At 63.3% G+C, this 18021-nt stretch carries 15 protein-coding genes; 9 read left to right on the plus strand and 6 right to left on the minus strand.

Going from position 1 to position 18021, the window contains the following annotated elements:
- Window positions 1-116 precede the first annotated feature (116 nt).
- The 7 genes from R0140_RS05670 to R0140_RS05700 all read left to right on the plus strand — a co-directional run bounded on the left by R0140_RS05670 (window position 117) and on the right by R0140_RS05700 (window position 7271).
- On the plus strand, window positions 117-1274 hold the full coding sequence (locus R0140_RS05670; RefSeq protein WP_012967395.1) for an alpha/beta hydrolase family protein: 1158 nt from the start codon (window positions 117-119) through the stop codon (window positions 1272-1274).
- A gap of 22 nt (window positions 1275-1296) precedes the next feature.
- Complete coding sequence (locus R0140_RS05675) at window positions 1297-2217, plus strand: VOC family protein (RefSeq protein ID WP_012967396.1); 921 nt, start codon at window positions 1297-1299, stop codon at window positions 2215-2217.
- Window positions 2217-2576, plus strand: coding sequence for a Rieske (2Fe-2S) protein (locus R0140_RS05680; RefSeq protein ID WP_012967397.1), 360 nt, complete (start codon window positions 2217-2219; stop codon window positions 2574-2576). Before R0140_RS05675 ends, R0140_RS05680 begins: the two co-directional genes overlap by 1 nt.
- Complete coding sequence (locus R0140_RS05685) at window positions 2554-3537, plus strand: fumarylacetoacetate hydrolase family protein (protein ID WP_032731116.1); 984 nt, start codon at window positions 2554-2556, stop codon at window positions 3535-3537. Before R0140_RS05680 ends, R0140_RS05685 begins: the two co-directional genes overlap by 23 nt.
- A gap of 3 nt (window positions 3538-3540) precedes the next feature.
- Window positions 3541-4332, plus strand: coding sequence for a cyclase family protein (locus tag R0140_RS05690; RefSeq protein ID WP_023323149.1), 792 nt, complete (start codon window positions 3541-3543; stop codon window positions 4330-4332).
- Window positions 4333-4560: 228 nt separating this feature from the next.
- Window positions 4561-5763: an MFS transporter gene (locus tag R0140_RS05695; protein ID WP_227502216.1), complete on the plus strand. Its 1203-nt coding sequence runs from the start codon at window positions 4561-4563 to the stop codon at window positions 5761-5763.
- A gap of 197 nt (window positions 5764-5960) precedes the next feature.
- Window positions 5961-7271 carry a carbohydrate porin gene (locus R0140_RS05700; RefSeq protein ID WP_023323147.1) on the plus strand — a complete coding sequence of 437 codons (1311 nt, stop codon included), beginning with the start codon at window positions 5961-5963 and terminating at the stop codon, window positions 7269-7271.
- 135 nt (window positions 7272-7406) lie between these two features.
- On the opposite strand, the gene R0140_RS05705 is transcribed toward R0140_RS05700, so the two are convergent.
- The 3 genes from R0140_RS05705 to R0140_RS05715 are packed head-to-tail and all read right to left on the minus strand — an operon-like array spanning window position 7407 to window position 11564.
- On the minus strand, window positions 7407-9851 hold the full coding sequence (locus R0140_RS05705; protein WP_023298094.1) for a glycoside hydrolase family 3 protein: 2445 nt from the start codon (window positions 9849-9851) through the stop codon (window positions 7407-7409).
- On the minus strand, window positions 9826-10449 hold the full coding sequence (locus R0140_RS05710) for an NADPH-dependent FMN reductase (RefSeq protein WP_012967403.1): 624 nt from the start codon (window positions 10447-10449) through the stop codon (window positions 9826-9828). Before R0140_RS05710 ends, R0140_RS05705 begins: the two co-directional genes overlap by 26 nt.
- A 20-nt stretch (window positions 10450-10469) precedes the next feature.
- The gene (locus R0140_RS05715) at window positions 10470-11564 is read right to left on the minus strand and encodes an LLM class flavin-dependent oxidoreductase (RefSeq protein WP_014907086.1); all 1095 of its coding nucleotides are present in this window, start codon (window positions 11562-11564) and stop codon (window positions 10470-10472) included.
- A gap of 202 nt (window positions 11565-11766) precedes the next feature.
- Here R0140_RS05715 and R0140_RS05720 point away from each other — a divergent pair, with 202 nt between their 5' ends.
- On the plus strand, window positions 11767-12411 hold the full coding sequence (locus R0140_RS05720) for a TetR/AcrR family transcriptional regulator (RefSeq protein ID WP_012967405.1): 645 nt from the start codon (window positions 11767-11769) through the stop codon (window positions 12409-12411).
- Window positions 12412-12422: 11 nt separating this feature from the next.
- On the opposite strand, the gene R0140_RS05725 is transcribed toward R0140_RS05720, so the two are convergent.
- The 3 genes from R0140_RS05725 to R0140_RS05735 form a co-directional block, all read right to left on the minus strand.
- Entirely contained in the window at window positions 12423-13670 is a 1248-nt protein-coding gene (locus R0140_RS05725; protein WP_317703954.1) for an MFS transporter, read from the minus strand.
- 269 nt (window positions 13671-13939) lie between these two features.
- Entirely contained in the window at window positions 13940-15439 is a 1500-nt protein-coding gene (locus R0140_RS05730) for a GMC oxidoreductase (RefSeq protein WP_012967407.1), read from the minus strand.
- Window positions 15440-15567: 128 nt separating this feature from the next.
- Window positions 15568-17025, minus strand: coding sequence for an MFS transporter (locus R0140_RS05735; RefSeq protein ID WP_023298093.1), 1458 nt, complete (start codon window positions 17023-17025; stop codon window positions 15568-15570).
- A gap of 220 nt (window positions 17026-17245) precedes the next feature.
- On the opposite strand from R0140_RS05735, the gene R0140_RS05740 reads away from it, so the two are divergent.
- Window positions 17246-18019, plus strand: a complete 774-nt coding sequence (locus R0140_RS05740; RefSeq protein ID WP_032736300.1) for a TIM barrel protein — start codon at window positions 17246-17248, stop codon at window positions 18017-18019.
- Window positions 18020-18021: the final 2 nt, after the last annotated feature.

The raw sequence follows: 18021 nt of genomic DNA on the forward strand, positions 1-18021 counted from the left end.
CGGGTATTGCTCCCGTCGATACCTGACATCCTGAGACATGATTGGTCGCCCGCAGGTGCTTTATGTGACAGTGCCTGCGCTAAAGCGACTGCGACTGAATGTTGAAGGATGACCCTATGTTTCGCTATTTCCCTAAAAACTATGTCTGGAACCTGTCGGTGGATCTCTCCATCGAGATGGGCGCCCGCATCGGTGAGATCGAAGAGATGTGCGCGCCGCTGCTGGCTGCGTCCGAGCATCCCGACGCCGAAGGCACCCGCGCGTTCCGGGAAACCTGGTCCCGAATGGCCGATAAATTATGCGCGCTGGCGGGCGAAGATGAAGCGCGGGGACGGCGGCTGTCGGCGGGAGAGAAGTATCTCCGGGCGGCCAACTATTACCTGACCTGCGAACGCCTGCAGGCGCATGGCGCACCGGACCGCGATGCGCTGTACCGCCGCTTTCTCGATGTCTTTGCCGCCGGGCTGCACCATACCCATGCCAACTGTCAGCGGGTAACCATCCCCTACGAGGGCAAAACCCTGTCGGCACTCTACGTCCGCGCCGAAGGGGTGACCGGCCGCGCGCCGCTGCTGGTGCAGGTCAACGGTCTCGACTCCACCAAAGAGATGAAATATCTGGTGGGATTACCGCAGTGGCTGGCGCAGCGCGGGGTCTCCTCGCTGGTGGTCGACCAGCCGGGAACCGGCGAAGCGCTGCGTCTTCACGACATGAAGGCCCGCTATGACAGCGAGCACTGGGCCAGCCGGATCGTTGACTGGCTGGAGCAGCACCCGGAGGTGGATGCCGGGCGCATCGGCATGGAAGGCGTCTCGCTGGGCGGCTATTACTGCCCGCGGGCGGTGGCGTTTGAGCCGCGCTTCGCCTGCGGCGTGGTGTGGGGGGCGAATCACGACTGGCGTGAGGTGCAGCAGCGCCGCCGCGAACGCGAAGGGGATTTTCCGGTACCGCACTACTGGCAGCACGTGCGCTGGGTCTGGGGCGGCGAGGATATCGACGCTTTTATGCGCCTTGCGGAGAACGTCCATCTCGACGGCGTACTCGACCGCATACGGGTGCCTTTCCTCGTCACCCATGGTGAAAAGGACTCGCAGATCCCGGTGAAATGGGCGCAGCGCACCTACGACCAGCTGGTGAACAGCCCACGCCGCGAGCTGAAAATTTTCACAGACCGCGAGGGCGGTGTGCAGCACTCCAGCTTCGACAACTCGATTAACGCCGGGCACTACATCGCTGACTGGGTGGCGGAAACCCTCGGCGGCCGGGTGGCCTGAACACGCATAAGGAACAACCGCGATGAATATTCTTGGTCCGGATTATCTGGTATTTGGCGTCGATGACCTGGCGGGTTGCCGGCAATTTCTTCTCGACTACGGTTTACGCGAGCAGGAGAACGGTTTTTTTAGCGCGCTGGATGGTACCGGCGTGCTGCTGCGGGAGCGTGACGATCCGTCGCTGCCCGCGGCGCTGCCCAGCGGCAGTCAGTTGCGGGAAACCGTCTATGGCGTGGCGGATAGCGCCACGCTGGAGGCGATTGCCGAGACGCTGCGCCGCGATCGTGAGGTGAAGCTTGGCGCCGACGGCGTACTGCGCTGCGTCGATGATGCCGGCTTTGCCCTTGGTTTTCGCGTCAGCCAGCGCCAGCCGCTGCAGCGGGAAGGGGAGAAAATCAATGCCCCGGGGGATCACGCCGGGCGGCCGGTCAACCAGACCGGGGCCAGCGCTGACATGGCGGCAGAGCCGCGTTCGCTTTCCCATGTGGTCTATTTTGTGCCGGACGCCGCGCGCGCTGAAGCCTTCTATCAACGGCTGGGCTTTGTCTGTACCGATCGCTTCACCCACGTCGGCCCCTTCCTGCGGCCCGCCGGCACCCAGGATCACCATACCCTGTTTCTGATCCAGGCTCCGCCGTTTATGACCGGTATTGAACACTTTACCTTCCATCTCGGCGGCCCAACCGAGCTGATGATGGCCGGTAGCCGCTTTCAGCAGAAGGGGTATCAGACCTTCTGGGGGCCGGGGCGCCATCAGCTGGGATCGAACTGGTTCTGGTACTTCAACAGCCCGCTCGGGTGTCATATCGAATATGACGCCGATATGGATCAGCACGACGACCACTGGCAGCCGCGCGAAGCACTGCCGGGGGCCGATAACTCGCAATATTTCCTGCTGGGGTATCGTGAGAAGTGGGCCCCCGGTCCGGATAACGCCCGCTGATGGTTCGTCTGTGCCGTGCCGACAGCCTGGCCGAGGGCCAGGCGCGGGGATTTGACCCTACGGGCAGCGGGCAGGCGACGGTGATTGCCTGCCGCTATCAGGGGACACTCTATCTGTGGCGCAACCGCTGTCCGCATCTGGATACCCCGATGAACTGGCGGCAGGACGCTTTTCTCAACGCCCGGGGCGACCGGCTGGTCTGCTTCGCCCACGGGGCGATTTTTATGCCGGACAGCGGCCTTTGCGTGCAGGGCGCCTGCGCCGGCCAACGTCTGAGTCCGCTGGCTGGCGACGTGGACGCCGACGGCTGGCTCTGTCTGCAGGAGGAGGCAGATCATGAAACTGGCAACACGAGATAACGGTGAACGCGACGGCTGCCTGGTGGTGGTCTCGCGTGATTTGACGCTGATGGCCGATGCGGCGGATATCGCTCCGACGCTCCAGCAGGCGCTGGAGCTGGCCCCGCGCGTCTGGCCTGCGCTGCAGGCGCGCTATCAGGCGCTCAATGCGCGCCGCTACCCGGCGGCACAACCCTATGATCCCTGGCGTTTGCTGGCGCCGCTGCCCCGCGCCTGGCAGTGGCTGGACGGATCGGCCTTCCTCAGCCATGGCGAGCGCATGCAGCGGGCCTTTCATCTGCCGCCGATTGCCGGCGCCGACCAGACGCCGCTGATGTATCAGGGCAGCGGGGACGACTTTCTTCCCCCTCACGCCGGGATAAGCTGCCGCCGGGTCGAGGATGGCCTCGACTTTGAGGGCGAATTCGCGGTGGTGGTCGACGAGGTGCCGCAGGGCTGCTCGCCGCAGCAGGCACTGAGCTATATCCGCCTGATCGTCTTGCTCAACGATATCAGTCTGCGGGCGCTGGCGCCGCGCGAGATGCAGACCGGGTTTGGTTTTATTCACGCCAAACCCGCGTCGGCTTTTGCGCCGGTGGCCCTTACCCCGGATGAACTGGGGGAGGCCTGGCAGCATGGGCGGGTGGCGCTGACGCTGCAGGTGATGCGCAATGGCGAGCCGTTTGGCTGCCAGTCAGGCAGTAACATGCATTTCCATTTTGGCGAACTGATTGCCCATGCGGCGCAGACCCGCCGCCTGCGCGCCGGGACGGTGGTGGGCTCCGGCACGGTGTCCGGGCCGGACGCCAGCCGCGGCGCCAGCTGTATCGCCGAGGTGCGGGCCATGGAGATGCTGGCCCATGGTGAACCGCGTACGCCGTTTTTGTCCCCAGGGGAGCGGGTGACGATGGCAGCCCACGCCCCCGATGGCCGGCCGCTGTTTGGCGTGCTGGATCAACACGTTGTGATGTTAATGGAGTAAACCATGATCAATCTTTTACAAGGGCGTCGGCTGGTCGATCTTTCCGTCACCCTGGACAACAATCCCTGGACCGATCCGCCGCCGCTGCTGCCGAACATTGAATATCAGGATCATCAGCAGGGGTGGCCGGAAATGGCGGCGATGTTCCCGGGACTGGAAAAATCGCAGATGCCGGGAGAGGAGGCCTGGGCCTCCGAGCGCCTGACCGTGACGCCGCACAATGGCACCCATATGGACGCCCCCTGGCACTACAGCTCGACCACCAACGGCGGCGAACCGGCGTTTGGCATCGATGAGCTGCCGCTGGAGTGGTGCCTGCGCCCCGGCGTCCGGCTGGATTTCCGCCACGTCGCCGACGGGGCGATCCTGCAGCCGGAGGATCTGCAGCGCGAGCTGGCGCGGATAGGCTATTGCCTGTCGCCGCTGGATATCGTGTTAATCAATACCGCAGCCGGCGCCCGCTACGGCCAGCCGGACTATCTCCAGCGCGGCTGCGGTATTGGTCGGGCGGCGACGCTGTGGCTGCTGGAGCAGGGCGTGCGGGTTGTTGGCACCGACGCCTGGAGCTGGGATGCACCCTTCCACTTTACCCGCGAACGCTTTCAGGCCAGCGGCGACGCCGGGCTGATCTGGGAGGGGCATAAAGCCGGCAGGGAGATCGCCTATGGGCAAATGGAGAAGCTGAGCAACCTGGAGCAGCTTCCCGACTACGGCTTCTGGGTGAGCTGCTTTCCCTACAAGATCCGCCGCGGTTCGGCCGGGTTTATCCGCGCGGTGGCGATTGTCGACGCCTGAAACTACGGAAGGTTATGTTAATTTAATGTGAATGTATTGTGTTAATTGTGATAGCAATCGCAGTCCACGCCACCTGCATCCGGTAGGGTAGAACGGTATGTGTGCTGAGTTCGCTAATGCGTTGTCAGCCAGTATGCCGGGGCGCAAAACGCCTTTCTTTATCGATAAAAAATAGAACTGTAATTCATATTCTAAATAAAGAGCAGTGACGGAGAGCGGAAAATGGTGATGCACAAGGTTTCAGCAACCCCGCGCGAGGCGGGGGTCGTACAGGCGATGTTATTGATGTTGGCGGCCCTGCTGCCGATCATGGGGACGTTGACCATGCTGCCGGTGATGCCGATCCTGTTCGGCCATTTTGCCGCGCAGCCGCACGCTCAGCTGTTGGTGCCGATGATCATCACCTTACCGGCGGTGAGCATGGCGCTGCTGGCGCCGCTGGCCGGAATGGTGGGCGATCGCCTGAGTCGTCGCCGTCTGCTGATCGCCGCCACCGGCGTGTACGCGGTGTTTGGCCTGCTACCGGTGATGCTCGACGATCTGCATACCATTCTGCTGGCGCGGCTGGTGATGGGCATCGCCGACGCTTTTATCCTCACCACCGCCAATGCGCTGATTGGCGACTACTTTGCCGGCGAGGCGCGCAGTAAATGGCTGGCGGTGCAGAGCGGCATGGGGTCGGTACTGTCGACGCTGATTGTGCTGGGCGCTGGCCTGCTGGGGACCCTGGGTTGGTATGGGCCGATCTATTTGTATGCCCTGGCGATCCCGGTCTTTATCGGCCTGTGTCTGTTCACCGCTGAACCGGCACTCCGCCATCGCGCGGACAATATCGCTGACGAGAAGGGCGTCGCTTTTCCGCGGCGCAAAATGGCGGCGATCGGCCTGATTACCCTTGGCAGCGCAATCCTCTACTTTCTCGAGCCGCTGCAGATAAGCCTGGTGTTCAGTCAGCTCGGGCTGACCTCCAGTAGCCAGATCGGCATCGCTACCGCCATGGCTGGGGTGGGGGTGCCGCTGGGGGCCTGGCTGTATGGCCGCAGCGCGAAGCAGCGTATCGAAAGGCAGTTTTTGCTGTTTTACGCCATTTTTGGTTTCGGCCTGTTGTTTATCGCTGTGGCCCGCAATCCGCTGGCCGGCGTGGCGGCCGGGTTCGTCGCGCAAATCGGTAACGGAATGCTGATCCCCCTGATGCTGGCCTGGATGATGAAGACCCTGCCGGCGCCGCACCGCGCGACGGGGATCGGCATCTGGCATACCTTCTTTTTCCTCGGCATGTTCATCAGTCCGGTTCTGATGACCTTGCTGAATGGCGTTACCGGCAGCCTGCAGCACAGCCTGCTGTGGTTTGCGCTGTTGACGCTGGCTATCGCCGGTATGACGGGCATCGCCAGCGCCCGGATGGGGGGCCGCCGCGCGCTGGCCCGCTAATTTCACCTGACGACGATATCACCATACGCCCGCCGGCCTCCCGGCGGGAACGGGAGGTCATTATTTAAAAAAAGCCTACACCTTATTTAGCATTAACTTTCAGCCTAATTAATCCCTGTTAATAAACGTATTGTGACGAATTTATTTTTCACGATATGGCGCATCTTACCTGCAAAAAATAAAAATGAGGGTTTATTATGAGTCTCTGCTGTACCGACGTAAGTAAGAAAATAATTTTTCCCCTTTCGGCGCTGACGCTGGCGATATTCTCCAGTACCGCGCTGGCGGATACCTGGACCTGTGAGCAACTGGATAAACTCAATACCCGCTCCGCGCAGGTTGTCAGCCCTCCATCGACCTGCGAATCGCTTATCGGCGATATTGGCGGCTTTCGCAGCGCGCTGGCCGACCGCGGCTGGGGCGTCCAGTTAAGCTGGAACCCGATGGTGATGTACGATCTGAAAGGCCAGTCCGCCGACCCGCAACAATATGCCGGGCAAAGTTTTACCTGGTCGCAAAATATGTCGCTGAACGTCACCTACGATTTAAGCCGAATTGGGTTTACTAAAGACGCGCAATTTACTTTCTCTCCCCAGTGGGCGACCTCGAATTATCATGACAGTTATCCGGAACTGCATAATATTGCGGTGCTGGCGGTGAACCAACCCTTATTAAACGGCCAGCTGGAGCTGCAATATGGTTTTTATCCGTTAATTCGCCAGTTTTACGGCATGGTGCTGGGGGGCAACTCTTCATCAGCCGCGCTGGGGCCGACCAGCGTGATCCCGGTGCAGGTGGGGATCAGTCTTAACGCGCCGACGCCGACCTTCACCGCCATCGTCCGCGATAGCGAAAAGAAGTTTTATAACAACTTTGCCGTCAGCCGCAGTATGTCGCCTGCCGGGCACCTCGACGATGTGGAGCAGAACCCCTCGGGCCTGAAATGGCACGTTGATGGCGCCAACCCGATTCTGGTGGATGAGTTTGGCTTTAAGCAGCCGGCGGGCGAGTCGCAGCGCTCGCTGTGGTTCCGCGCCGGGGCAATCTACAACACCTCGCACTACCAGTATTTTGACCAGCCCGGCGACAGCAGCAGTAACTACGCGTTCTATGTCGCCAACACTGTGCAGCTGACCCAGCCGAAAAAAGGGCTTCCGCTGGGGCTGTATCTTGATGTGAAAGCGGACTATGCTCCGGACGATCGCAACGCTTACACCAGCGACTTCCAGGTCACCTTCTTTGATATCGGCCTGTTTCCCGGCCGCGAGCAGGATATGACCTCGCTGGGCTATACCCGCTCCTTTATCAGTAAAAAGTTCCGCGATTATGTCGGCGAGGCGGGGATGGAGGCGCCGCAGAGCATCAACGCCATCTCCCTGTCGCACGCTCTGCGCCTGACCAAAGGCATTTACTGGATCAACGGTATCACCTGGCAGGATAACCCGACGCTGGTACCGAAGCATGAGTCGGCGGTTCTCTGGCAGTCCTCCATGTACTGGAACTTCTGACCACAGACCCCCTGAGGATTTTAACCCCGCCCGCCGGTACGCTGCCGCCGGGCGGTTTTTTTCGCGAACCGGTTGGCGGATGGACAAAAAAAGAGGGTCGGCACGTTGCCGACCCTCTTTGCCATCGATCCGGGCTTAGCCCCGGTGGCTGATTTTCCCGTCGGGGGTCAGCACGAAATCGAAGGTTGCCCGGATATCGTCGCTGGCGAAACCCACCGCCAGCTGCCAGGGGCCGCTGGCCAGTTGCCATTCCTGGGCAGGCACCTGCCAGCGCTGCAGCGCGTGACGCGGCAGGTCAAGGGTCAGGGTGGCTTCGTCGTGCGCCGGGACGCTGACTGCCGCAAACTCCGCCAGCGCCGACCACGCCGTCTGCGGCCCCCGCAGGTAGAGCTGGACCACCGCTTTCCCGTCGCGGGCGGCGCGGTTTTGCAACTGGCAGCGCAGCTGCAGCCCGTCCACCTCGTCGCCTGTCAGTGCGGCGGCATTGAGGGTGATATCGGCATACCCCAGACCGTGGCCAAAGGCCCAGGCGGCGGGACGTTCGCGGGCGCTAAACCAGCGATAGCCGACCTGCTGGCGCTCGTGATACCAGAGATCGCCCGCGGCGTCCGGCGTCAGGCTGCGTACCGGATAGTCATCCAGGCGCTGGGCGAAGGTGACCGGCAGGCGACCGCCAGGTTCACGATCTCCGGCCAGCACCGAGGCCAGCGCCGGGCCAAACTCCTGGCCCGGATACCAGACGACCATCACCGCCGCCGCGTCGGCGAGACACCCGGTATCCACCGGATGGGCAACGTTCAGCACCACCACCGTCCGCGGGTTCGCCGCGCAGACGGCGCGGATCAGGGCGACCTGATGCCCCGGCAGCGCGGTAGCGTCCCGGTCGATGCTCTCCAGACCGGCATCGGCCGTTTCGCCAATCACCAGCACCACGCTGTCGGCCGCCCGGGCATGGTCGACCGCCTGCTGCAGCAGATCGATGGTTTGCGGGGGCTGGCAGCCAAACCAGATGCCGTGGGCGATACTGCTACCGAGCGCCATCTCGGCCCGGAAGGTCAGGGATTCCCCGGCCTGTAGCGGAAATTCAAGGCGAGTATGGGGGGCCTGCATCAGCTTGCCCATGATATCCCCGTCCAGCGCCTCGCCATTGAAGGTCGCCACGCGTTCGCCGTTCAGCTGCAGGGCGACCTCCCCGGTGCCGCCGATCCAGAAGCCGTAGCGGCCGCTGACCGGCGCGGTGAACTGGCAGCTTACTGTCACGGTGGCGCGTTCGGTCAGGCGCAGCATGTCGCCGACGCCCGGCATATCGCGAAACCAGATCAGCGAGGAGGCATCGCGCACCTCCCGGTGAACCACCTCCCCGGCGGCGGTGGCGTAGGCAACGTCCAGTCCGCGTTCGCCGGCGGCGGTGCGCAGCGGCAGATGATGCAGAGGCGGGATGCGGTAATCGCTCTCCACCCCCTGGGCATAGCTTATCTCAACCCCGGCGGCGGAGAAGCGCTGACGAATGGCCTCCAGGGGGGAGATCAGTCCCGGCATCAGCGCCACTCTGGCAAAGGTCCCGCCCTGGAAGCAGGGCGTCGTGGCGTTGGGACCCATCACCGCCAGCCGCTGTCCCGCCTGCGCGTCGAGAGGCAGCAGCCGCTGGCGATTGTGCAGCAGGACAAACCCCGCCGCCGCGGCTTCCTCCAGCGTGTGGCACCGCTGCGCCTGGGCGGCCGCAGAGCCATCCCACGGCAGAGGATGGCTGACCCGTTCGGCCAGCCGCGCCAGCCGGGCGGCGGCATCGTCGAGACGCCGGGCATCGCTGTCGGTATCCATCAGCGCAGGCAGCAGGTGGTCGCCCATATGGCGGGCCGGGCCCGGCATCTCCAGATCCAGTCCGGCGCGGAAGCTGGCCGGGCCATTCTGGGTGCCGAACCAGTCGGACATCACCAGCCCGTCCCAGTCGAGATCGCGCTTCAGCCACTGGCTGATGGCCTGATGCTGCTCGGCGCAATAGATCCCGTTCACCCGGTTATAGGCGGTCAGCATGCCCCAGACGCCGCGGCTGGCCGCCACTTCGAACGGCCAGAAATAGACTTCGCGCAGGGTGGCTTCATCGACGACCACGTTCATGGTCCGCCGATCGGTTTCTGAATCGTTACAGACCATATGTTTGACGATACAGCCCACTCCCTGGCGCTGAACGCCGTCGATCCACGCCGCGCCCAGCTCGGCGATATGCCGCGGGTCTTCGCCAAAAAGCTCAAACGCGCGGCCGGCAAGGGGGCTGCGCAACAGGTTCAGGTTAGGCGCCAGCAGCGCCTGCGTCCCGGTGCGCAGCGCCTCCTGACCGATGACGCCGCCCACCCGGCTGACCAGCTGGCGGTCCCAGCTGGCGCCAAGCGCCAGCCCGCAGGGGCTGAGCAGGGCAATATCCCGCTCGTCAACCCGGCCGCCGGTGATCCCCATCGGGCCATCGGACAAGGTGACCGATCCCAGCGTGGAGTGCGGGATAGGGTGGGTAGACCACATCCCCATCCCGGCGGTGAGCCGTACTTTTTCGGCAACGCTAAGCGACAGACTGAGCGCAGGCATCGGCATGTCTCCGTAAGAGGGCGTCAGGGGTGAAGGCCAGCGACTGTTCGGCTACGGTGGCCAGCGCGCGCTGGACCGCGTCGTCGGTGCAGCGGCCCTCGCTGTCGAACAGCGACACGCCGGCGGTGTTGAGGGTTACCCCCAGCGGGGTCGGCCAGCCGCGCAGGGCATGAACGATACCGCGCATGGCGCCGAGGGTGGTGTTGCACCCCTGCCAGCCGGCGGCGGTAACGATGCAGCCCACCGCCCGGCCATCGAGATAGACCCGGCTGTCGCCGCGCAAATCTTCCAGCAGGTCGATGGCGTTTTTCACCAGGCCAGACACGCCGCCGTGGTAGCCCGGCGAGGCCAGCAGAATGCCGTCGGCCTGGCGCACGGCTTCCACAAACGCTACCTCCTGCGGCGTGCGGGTGGTCACTTCCGGGTTAAACGGCGGCAGGGCCGCCAGTTCAGCGCCGCCGAACAGCTGGGTTTGCGCGCCGAGCGTGCGGGCATGGGCCAGCGCGGCGGCGAGGGCGCGCTCGGTGCTGGAGCCCGGGCGGGTAGTGCCGCCGATACCGATCAGCAGCGGCGGGCGCGAGAAAACAGGCTTATTCATAGCAGGATCTCCCGGTCGGATTAGCGAAAGCGCGGCAGGATCTGGTCCGCGAACAACGAGATCGACTGCTGGCTCAGGCGCAGGCGCTCCTCGGTCAGCGGGCCGTTGGTGAAGCCGAGCAGCACGTTGCCGATGCCCAGCTGCTGGTGGCGTTCCAGCTCTTCGGCGACGGTCTCCGGGCTGCCGTACAGGCACCAGGTTTTGATCCACTCTTCGCTGAAACAGTCCGGATGGCGGTGCAGCGTAACGCCGCTAAACTCTTCCGCCCGCTTGTTGTACTCATATTCCCGGTCGATGGCCTGCTGGTACCAGCCCATGATCTGCAGCATCTCCTCGCGGGCCTGCTCGTCGGTGGGGGCGATATGGACGCACTGCCAGGTATGGGTGGTCCACGAGAGGCAGTGGTTCACCACCTCGTCGCTATGGCCGGCGTTGAGCAGGGCATCGCGGTAGCGGGTGAAATAGTGGGTCAGCTGGCCAAACGGATCGTTGCTGGCCGGGATCGGCGGAGTAAACGCGGGTATAAAGGCCGGCCAGCCGTTGTCGGCGGCGCGCTGCATGCTGGTTTCACGCAGGGCCACCGGCATGATGCGGTTAAACGGTTTTTGCCAGGGGGCAGGAACGATGCGCTGGACCACCGCGCCCTTATAGTGGCCGGTCTCGAAGATGATCGGATCGTCTTCAATGTTTTTCTCCCACAGCCGCTGGACCAGATCGAGGTTCTCCTGCAGCAGGCTGGAGGCGTCCTTGTAGTTCACGCCAAAGCCGATCATCTCTTCCGGCGTGGTGCCGCTGCCGATGCCCACCAGCAGGCGGCCTTCGGTGAGTTGATCCAGCAGGTTTACGCGCTCGGCGAAGCGCACCGGGTGGTGCAGCGGGACGGTGGTGACTGACATGCCAAAGTGGATCTTTTTCAGCTGTCCCGCCAGGTACGCGGCGAAGACAAACGGATCGCTGGACATCGGCGCATAGCCGGTAAAGTGATGGTCTGGCATAAAGACCGCATCGAAACCGCGATCTTCGGCCTGGCGCGCGTGATCGATCAGTGACTGCATCACGAAACGATCCTGCTCGGGGGCAGTGGAACGGCCGACGAGGAAAACAGAGAAACGCATAGCAACTCCTGGGTTGTGTGGTGGTTGTTATTATTAAATAGAACTAGAATTATGATTCTAGTTGTTTATCAAAGAATGAAAATGACCGCCATCACACTTTTGCCACATGGCCCACAGGTGAGTCGGGCGGGTAATTTGCAGCGCGGTTGCTAACTGCAATACACTGCGGGGGTTTTCTATGGATAAAGAGGTGAGAACTGCGATGACCGATCTTCCCGCGATGCGCCAGCCGAAACAGGACCGGAGCCGGGTGGCGCTGGAGCGGCTGATGGCCGCCAGCCGTGAAATCCTGCATGAAGGCACCTTTGAGCTGCTGACCATTGCTGAAATCAGTAAACGCTCGGGCGTTTCTGTCGGCTCGATTTATGCCCGCTTTGGCGGCAAAGAAGATCTGTTTATCGCCGTCATGATGGAGGTGATGCAGGAGCTGGACGCCGAATGGCAGCAACTGATCCAGCAGTTGCACGCGCGCAATCTGCCGCTGCGCCAGCGGCTTCCGGCGCTGATGGATGTCCAGGCGGAGTATCTGCGCCGCCATGCCGGGATCCTGCGGCCGTTTATGGCGCGGGCGGATGACGAGCGCGTGGCGGGGATTGGTAAAGCCGCTTATCAGAAAAACGAACAGACCTTTATCGACCAGCTGCTCGATGCCGCGGCGGAGATCCGCCACCCCGAGCCGGAACAGGCCGCCCGCTTCTGCTTTACGGTTTCGTATGCCGCGCTGGCCCGCTTCCTCGGCCTGGGGTCGGCGGCAGAAGCTGCCGGTGAGGGCGACTGGGAACAGCTCAAACGCCATCTGGGCATGATGTGTCTGAGCTATCTGGTCACCCCCGTCGAGGCCGGCTAAGCCGCGGGATCTTACTTCGCTAACTGCCAGGCGCTGGCCTGCTTATGCTGACGCAGGCGCTGGCTATGACGGGAGAAGGTATAAAGAAATATCGCGGCGGCCAGAACCAGCGCCGCGATGCCGAGCGTCAGGAAGGCGCTCAGCACATCGTTCCCGGCCCGAAGGCGGATCGCGCCGACAATAATCGGGCTGACGAACATGCCCGCGAAGAAGGCCCCGGACCAGGCGCCCATCGCCCGGCCGCAGTAGGCGGGCGGAATCAGCGACCCTACCCAGTAAATCATCGCGTTAATCGCCATTCCGGCCCCCAGCTGCTGGATGGCGGAGCCGATCCCCATGGCGATCACCGTCCGCGATTCGCCCACCACCAGCATCCCGATCCCCATCAGGCAGAGCATGATGGCGAGCACGCGCTCCGGCGTATAGCGGCGGGAGACCAGACCGAACAGCAGCGAACCGACAGGTACGGCGAGGCTGACCAGCGACATAATCAGGCCGATACGCTGCGGAGTGGCATTTTGCAGAGTATGAAAGGCGTTGGCGCCATTGATGGTGTACACGTAATAAATGATGGCGCAGACAAACGTCAGCACGCTGAGGGTGATCACTCGCGGCCACGGAAACTGATTATGCTGCGCCGCCTGGGCAGCGTGCTGCGGACGGGCCGCCTGAGCCGGTTCGAACATCCAGAAGTACATCGCCAGGAACAGCAGGATGGCGACAAAGTAGATCATAAAGGCGCCGTTCCAGCGCAGGGCGGTCAGATAGCCGGAGCTGGCCAGCACCAGCACCGCCAGCGCCGGGCCAATTACCCCCTGCACCGTCAGCCAGAAGCGGCGCTGTTTGTCGTCAAAGTAATCGATCAGCATGGTGTTAGCGATGGTCAGCACTACCGCCTCCGCCAGTCCGACGCCGAGGCGGCTGCAAAAGATGCCGGTCAGGGAGGTGATGTAGAGCGGAATTGTGCCGCAGATGCCATACAGCAGCGTGGCGCTGAGCAGCAGTTTACGGCGGCCAAATTTATCCGCCAGCCAGCCGGTGCAGGGCCCGGCGATGGCGATCACCAGACCGGGCGCGGTGAGCATCAGCGGTACCAGGGTTTCGACATAAGGCACGCCGGCGAAGTGCTGGATCAGCGTCGGGACCGCCGGCGCCAGGGAAACGATCGCCAGGATGGGTAGAAAGGCGGTCAGGGCGATGATGATGCCCTGGATCGCGCCGGCTTGCGGCGCGTGGGGCGGATTCAGGCTATGGCTCACGACGTTCTCCTTTTATCGCGCGGGTCGCCTGTCGTCGGCGGTGGCGCGGTTTTTTAGTATGCAGGTCAGGGATACAGGTGGCGGCGGGAATCGCCGCGGATTTAAGAGTAGGAGCAGGAACGGCGCGGGGAAAAATTGTGATTACGTATGTGATCCATCACAAACAAAAATACCATTGAGTTGTTGTGGTTTTGCGGCAATAAAAAAGGCGACCGATGTCGCCTTTCGCGGGGAACCAGGGCCGCTTTTACCCCGGTAAGCCAGAGGCGCTACAGCAGCCGCGCCACGATATCATCCGCGGCAAGGATCGCCAGGGCGACGCTGGTCAGCGTCGGGTTGCAGGCGGTTGAGGTGGGGATCACGCCGTTGCCGCCGACGTACAGATTGTGAAAATCCCAGACCCGCGAGTGACGATCGGCCACGCTGCTGCCGTCGTTTGCTTCTCCCAGGCGACAGGTTCCCTGGTAGTGCAGCGAGGTGCCTGCCGGCAGGATAATGGCTTCTCCACCGGGCGCCACGCGGCCCAGCGCGACGCCGACGCGTTCGGTCACCGCCACCGCCTGCTGTAACCGGCGGCGATCGCCGTCGGTTAACTGATAGTTCAGTTGCATTTTCGGCAGCCCTACGGCGTCGGTGTTATCACTGAAGACGATCCGATCCTCCTCGCGTAGCTCCTTAGCGAGAAACAGCCCCAGACCGACCACCGGCTTCGTCGGGCTCCCCGGCGGCTGGGTAAAGGCGATCGGTGAGGTATCCATCTGCATCAGCTGACCGTGGAACGGGAAATCGGGCTCATGAAACGGCAGCCAGGTGACGCCGGAGACATTGTCCCGTCCGTCGCGCACCGGGTTGGCCTGCGCGGCGACGGCAGGCGGGGCGTCCACTTCAATCAGGGCGATCACCTGTGGCTGATCGTTGAGCCAGCGGCCCAGCGCCCGCGGGCGGATGCCTGAGGCGTACAGCAGTTGTGGGGTGCGCAGCGCATCGGCGGCGACCACCACCGCTTTGGCCGTCACCACGTACTGTTCACCGCTGCGCAGATCGCGCATCTCCGCTCCGCGGGCGACGCCGTTCTCGCTGAGGATCCGGGTGCACAGGGTGGCGGTGCGGATCTCCACCCCGCGCTGGCGGCGGGTCTCTTCCTCCGCCAGCTCGCCGAGCACCGCGTCGACGCCGGACCAGCGCGGTTTGCCCTCCGGCGTCGCGGCGCAGGCCAGCGGCATAGGCTGCGCCAGCCGCGCCGGGGGACGGTCGCTGGCGAAGTGCTGGTTAAGGGCATCGACGATTTGCCGGCCGATGGCGGTGGCCGGAAATCCTTCGCGGGTCACCTGCAGATAATGCTCTGCCGATTCCCAGGCGTCAGCCATCTCTCGGGGATCGAGAAAAGGAATGACTTCGCTGCCGCCCGGACGCGGACAGGCGCAGGTCCAGTGGACGCCCATGCCGCCGAGGTTAGTGGAGAGCGCGGCGGCCGGCATGCCGCTGTGGGGCGACGCCGGGTCGAGGAGGTGGGTGCCCGGCCGCGCCTGCAGAGCGTCTGCCGGCAGGCTCTCCGGCAGGGCGGCCAGCGGAAACGCCCGGGCGCTGGCGTACGCCGCTTCCCGCTGCTCAGGCGCCAGGTTACGGATATTGACGCCGGTCGCGGGGGTCAGCGCTTCGCCAGCCTCCACCACCAGGATCCGCGCGGCGCTGCGATCGGCAATTCGGCGGGCAAAGGCGGCGCCCACCGGGCCGCTGCCAATAATCAGTACATCGATGTTTTCATCCATATCAGTTCTTACCTTTTATTGTTCTCCGGGCGTATGCCCGTTGCAGGTGTACAGAAAATAGGTACTACAGCCTGGTGCGTCCTGATAAATGGTTCCTCATGATAGCAGCCATTGCCGGACGCGATAGGTCATGGCTTACCCGCCGGGGGAAGCACTGAGGCGGGCAGCAGGCGGCTGAGGGCGGCAATCGCCAGCAGGATCAGGGCGCCAAGGGTCAGCAGGGTGATAAAGGCCCCGCGCCAGGCCTCCGGTGCGGAGGCGCTTTGCGCCAGATAGAATCCGCCGAGGGTCGCCATGCCGAGGGCGGCGCCAAACTGCTGGCCGGTGCGAAATAATCCCGACGCCGCGCCGGCGTGGGCCACCGGTATCGCCGCCATAGCAAAGGCCGGCAGCGGGGCGGAGATAAGCCCCATCCCACAGCCGCACAGGCCGAACCCAAGACCCAGCGCGGTCAGCGGCAGCGTCCCCGGCGCTGCGGCGATCCCGTAGCCCATCAGCAGTAGGCCGCTCATCTGTACCGCCACCCCAACCAGCGTCACGTTGCGCCCAAGACGAAGTGACAGCCGGCGTCCAGCGACGGCGATGGAAAACATCGCCCCAAGCGCGAAGGGGATATGCATCAGGGCAGTGTGGAACGGGCTGAAGCCCAGTCCGCTCTGCAGCACCAGCGCGGTGGCCAGCAGCAGCGAGGCGGTGGTCAGCTGATAGAGCAGGGTGATGATAATCCCGGCGCGAAAAAAGCGGTCGCGCAGTACGGCTGGCGGCAACAACAGCGTGCCGCCCCGGCGTTCGCGTCCCAGCAGATGGCGCCAGAGGAGTGACACCGTGATGACCGACAGCAGCGGCGGCAGCACCATCCAGGCCGGCCAGCGCAGGGCGGGGCCTTCGATCAGGGTGAGCAGCAGCGCGCCGCCGCCCACCACCGCCAGCAGGGTTCCCAGCGGATCGATGCCTTTCGCCTCCGGGCTGCGCACCGCCGGGAGCACCCGCCACGCCAGAGCGACGGCGATGGCGATCACCGGCACGTTGATCAAAAAGATCGGCCGCCAGCTGAGGCCGAAAAGATTGCTTTCGATGATGATCCCGCCAAGTACCGGGCCGAGGATCCCGGCGGCGCCGCCGAGCAGGCCGAAAATACTCATCACCCGAAAACGCTCGTGCGGGCGATACAGAACCTGCATCAGGGAGAGGATTTGCGGGCCCATCATCGCCCCGCTGGCCCCCTGCACAATACGCATCGCGACCAGCATTTCCGGGCTGGTGGCCAGCCCGCAACCGGCCGACGCGGCGCCAAACGCCAGCAGGCCGCTAATGAACATCCGCCGGTAGCCATACAGATCGCCGAGACGGCCGCCGGTAAGCAGCAGAATGGAGAAAAAGAACAGGTAGCCGGTGACCACCCATTCGATTTGCCGCGGGCTGGCGAGCAGGTCGCGCTGTACCACCGGGATGGCGACATTGATGATTGAAACGTCGATGATCTCCAGCACCAGCGCTATCGAAACCACCAGCGTGGCCAGCGTGCGCTGCCGTTCGCTGGTGTAGGGAGGCGCCTGAACTGTGGCCGCCGAAGCGTTATTGAGCATGATGTACCTTCAGATTTAGTTAAATACTTGTTAAATAATATTGACAATTTATAGCAATCAGAGATTAGAATTAGAGCACTCATTCTGGTTATGCCGCGTCAGATCCTGCCGTTGACCGATAAGCCAGAGGGGAAGGCGTCACACTGCCGCTCCGAAACAGAATAAGAATTCTTATTCTAATTTTGTTTGTTTTGATCTGGCAAGTAGAGAAGGGGGTCGGATGTATTTGTCCGCATGTATTGAATGGCTGTTTCGTGAAGAGTATCCCGATTTCAGCGATCGGGTCCGGGCGGCGAAAGCGCAGGGATTCAGCCACGTTGAGTTTCATCTCTGGCGCGATAAACCGCTGGCAGCGCTGGCGCAGGCGCTGGAGGAGACGGGCGTGATGCTGTCGAGCTTCGTGGTGGAGCCCCGGCGCAGCCTGGTGGATCCGGCGGAGCATGAGCAGTTTCTGGCGGCAGTGAGCGACAGCCTGGCGGTGTCACGTCAGCTGGGGTCGCCACCGCTGGTGGTAGCCTCCGGCTTCAGTCGTGAAGGGGTCGATATTGCCGAGCAGCGGGCGCAGGCGGTGCACATCCTGCGTCAGGCGGCGACGCTGGCGGAAGCCGCCGGGGTCACCTTGCTGCTGGAGCCGCTCAACACCCGCATCGATCATCCGGGGATGTTCTTAAACGATACCCGGCTGGCGCTGGACATTATCGAGGCGGTCGACAGCCCGCGGCTGCAGCTGCTGTTTGATGTCTATCACTCGATGGTAATGGAAGAGGAGATGGAGGAGGTGCTCGCCGGCAGAATGCATCTGGTGGGGCACGTGCAGATAGCCCAGGCGCCGGATCGTAACGAACCGGATCCGCGCAGCGGCGAGTGGCCAGCGCTGATCGCCAGGCTGCAACGGCTGGGCTACAACGGGGCCATTGGTCTGGAGTACAAACCGTCGCTGCCCGCAGCGGCCTCGGTAGCTCGCGCCCGCGAAGCGACCGGCTTATCCTGTTAAAC

Source organism: Klebsiella sp. w6 (assembly GCF_033100215.1).
GTDB lineage: Bacteria > Pseudomonadota > Gammaproteobacteria > Enterobacterales > Enterobacteriaceae > Klebsiella > Klebsiella variicola.

Coding starts and splice junctions, on each gene's coding strand:
- R0140_RS05670 (WP_012967395.1), top strand. CDS start 117: ATGTTTCGCTATTTCCCTAAAAACTATGTCTGGAACCTGTCGGTGGAT.
- R0140_RS05675 (WP_012967396.1), top strand. CDS start 1,297: ATGAATATTCTTGGTCCGGATTATCTGGTATTTGGCGTCGATGACCTG.
- R0140_RS05680 (WP_012967397.1), top strand. CDS start 2,217: ATGGTTCGTCTGTGCCGTGCCGACAGCCTGGCCGAGGGCCAGGCGCGG.
- R0140_RS05685 (WP_032731116.1), top strand. CDS start 2,554: ATGAAACTGGCAACACGAGATAACGGTGAACGCGACGGCTGCCTGGTG.
- R0140_RS05690 (WP_023323149.1), top strand. CDS start 3,541: ATGATCAATCTTTTACAAGGGCGTCGGCTGGTCGATCTTTCCGTCACC.
- R0140_RS05695 (WP_227502216.1), top strand. CDS start 4,561: ATGCACAAGGTTTCAGCAACCCCGCGCGAGGCGGGGGTCGTACAGGCG.
- R0140_RS05700 (WP_023323147.1), top strand. CDS start 5,961: ATGAGTCTCTGCTGTACCGACGTAAGTAAGAAAATAATTTTTCCCCTT.
- R0140_RS05705 (WP_023298094.1), bottom strand. CDS start 9,851: ATGCCTGCGCTCAGTCTGTCGCTTAGCGTTGCCGAAAAAGTACGGCTC.
- R0140_RS05710 (WP_012967403.1), bottom strand. CDS start 10,449: ATGAATAAGCCTGTTTTCTCGCGCCCGCCGCTGCTGATCGGTATCGGC.
- R0140_RS05715 (WP_014907086.1), bottom strand. CDS start 11,564: ATGCGTTTCTCTGTTTTCCTCGTCGGCCGTTCCACTGCCCCCGAGCAG.
- R0140_RS05720 (WP_012967405.1), top strand. CDS start 11,767: ATGACCGATCTTCCCGCGATGCGCCAGCCGAAACAGGACCGGAGCCGG.
- R0140_RS05730 (WP_012967407.1), bottom strand. CDS start 15,439: ATGGATGAAAACATCGATGTACTGATTATTGGCAGCGGCCCGGTGGGC.
- R0140_RS05735 (WP_023298093.1), bottom strand. CDS start 17,025: ATGCTCAATAACGCTTCGGCGGCCACAGTTCAGGCGCCTCCCTACACC.
- R0140_RS05740 (WP_032736300.1), top strand. CDS start 17,246: ATGTATTTGTCCGCATGTATTGAATGGCTGTTTCGTGAAGAGTATCCC.